Source organism: Streptomyces sp. NPDC059456, from assembly GCF_042750055.1.
Classification (GTDB): Bacteria; Actinomycetota; Actinomycetes; order Streptomycetales; family Streptomycetaceae; genus Streptomyces.
On sequence record NZ_JBHYVA010001049.1, the window covers coordinates 1 to 1,817 of the forward strand.

The 1,817-nt window shown below is 71.2% G+C and carries 1 protein-coding gene; it reads right to left on the reverse strand.

Annotated elements, in window-relative coordinates; all coding sequences use genetic code 11:
* Positions 1-51 precede the first annotated feature (51 nt).
* Positions 52-1,392 (reverse strand): phosphatase PAP2 family protein, encoded by a 1,341-nt coding sequence (locus ACFXA3_RS42020; RefSeq protein WP_385196705.1) that lies wholly within the window; start codon positions 1,390-1,392, stop codon positions 52-54.
* Between the last annotated feature and the right edge of the window lie 425 nt (positions 1,393-1,817).

A 1,817-nucleotide genomic window follows, 5' to 3' on the forward strand; every position in this document is an offset into this window, starting at 1 on the left:
CCGTGGGGGTCCCCCCTGCCCGCACGGTGCGTGGCCGGTGCGCCCGGCGGCTCACACCAGTTCGGGCGCCCGTTCGCGGCGCGGTTGCGGCAGGTGCACCGGCGCGGCGGTCCGTTCCCACTGCCGGGTGGTCCGTACGTAGCCGTAGACCACCGAGGCCACCGCCAGGATGAGCAGCGGCCCGAAGACCCACGGGTACGTGGCCATCTCCAGCGGCAGGTAGCGGTACGACGTCAAGAGCGCGACGAAGACCACGGCGCCGTGGACGACCAGCCGGACTCCCGACCGGTCCCAGCCGCGGTCGTGCGCACGCAGCGCCGTCTCGATCGTGACCGTGAACACGACCCCGGCGATGATGTCCGCGCCGTAGTGGTAGCCGAAGCCGAGCGTGGCGCCGAGCGTCGCGATCAGCCAGAGCAGGCCCGCGACGCGCAGGGCCCACGGGCCCTTGCGGGAGTGGATGAAGATCGCGGTGGCCCACGCGGTGTGCAGGCTGGGCATGCAATTGCGCGGGGTGACCCCGTCGAAGAGCATCGGGTGCGGGGTGGCGACCTGCGTCGGCGTGTGGGGCCACAGGTCGGCCACGGCCCAGTGGCCGCCGTCGCCGCCGAACGCGAAGATCGGTCCGACGACCGGGAAGAGCATGTAGATCCCCGGTCCGAGCAGCCCGATGGCCAGGAAGGTGCGCACCAGGTGGTGGCCCGGGAAGCGGCGCTCGACCGCCACGTTGCGCAGCTGGTAGAGCGCGACGACGACGGCCATCACCGCGAGCTGGATGTAGACGAACTCGAGGACGCGGAAGCCGACGGTGCCGGTGGCCTCGACGATCCGGCCCGCCACCCACGACGGGTTGCCGAGGGCGTGGTCCGCGGTCGCCACGTACTGGTCGAGCACCATCGGGCGCGTCTTCGACGTGATCAGCAGCCAGGTGTAGCCGGTCTTGCGGCCGGCCACCAGCAGCAGGGCCAGACTCACGCCCTTCAGGAGCAGGGCACGGTCCTGGCCGGTGCGGCGCGTGACGGCGATGACGGCGCAGGCCAGGGTCACCAGCAGCGCCCCGTTGCCGAACATCATCTCGGCGCCGACGGCCCATCGCACGAGCCAGAAGACGAGGTCGATGCCGATCGCGGCACCGACGGCGATGAACCGCTGGCGCCAGCCGAGCACCACCAGGACCAGCGTCATGCCGGCGTACAGCACCGTGCCCGAGCGCGGCGCGAAGACGACCTCGCGCGCCTGGTCGGTGATCGGTCCGGGTACGCCGTAGTGGCGGGCGGCGATCTCCAGTGCGACCAGGAACCCGAGGGCCAGCACACCGGTCGCAACCCACAGCACGACCCGTGGTCGACGCCACGCGGCGGGCTTGTCGCCGCCGCCACTCCTTGAGAACACTCTCGATCCCGTAGATGCCACTTCTTCAACCGATATTCATATTTACACTCGATCAGTATGTGAACGAACATGGTAGATGAGCGCGCGGGCAGCGCCCGCCGCGGGTCCCTCCCCGGGCGGTCGAGGTCCGGCCGGCTCCCCTGACGGGGTGTGCGCGATGCACGCGCAGCTGCGGACCGCGGGCTCCTGAGCGACCGCGGCCCCGACGTCACGTGACTGCGGCCGAGGCCGAGGAACCGGGGGGAGCGGCCGACCCGGCCCGGCCCAGGCACACGAAACGAACAACGCCTCGGAAATGGCCGCGGGCCGGAAATCGCGGCCGCCCCGCATTTCTTTCGACGGGCGGTTCATCCCGTGCGGGATATCCGCATTCCCCGCGCCCGCGGAGTGCGGAAACGTGAAGGGCCGGTCACCCGTATCGGGTC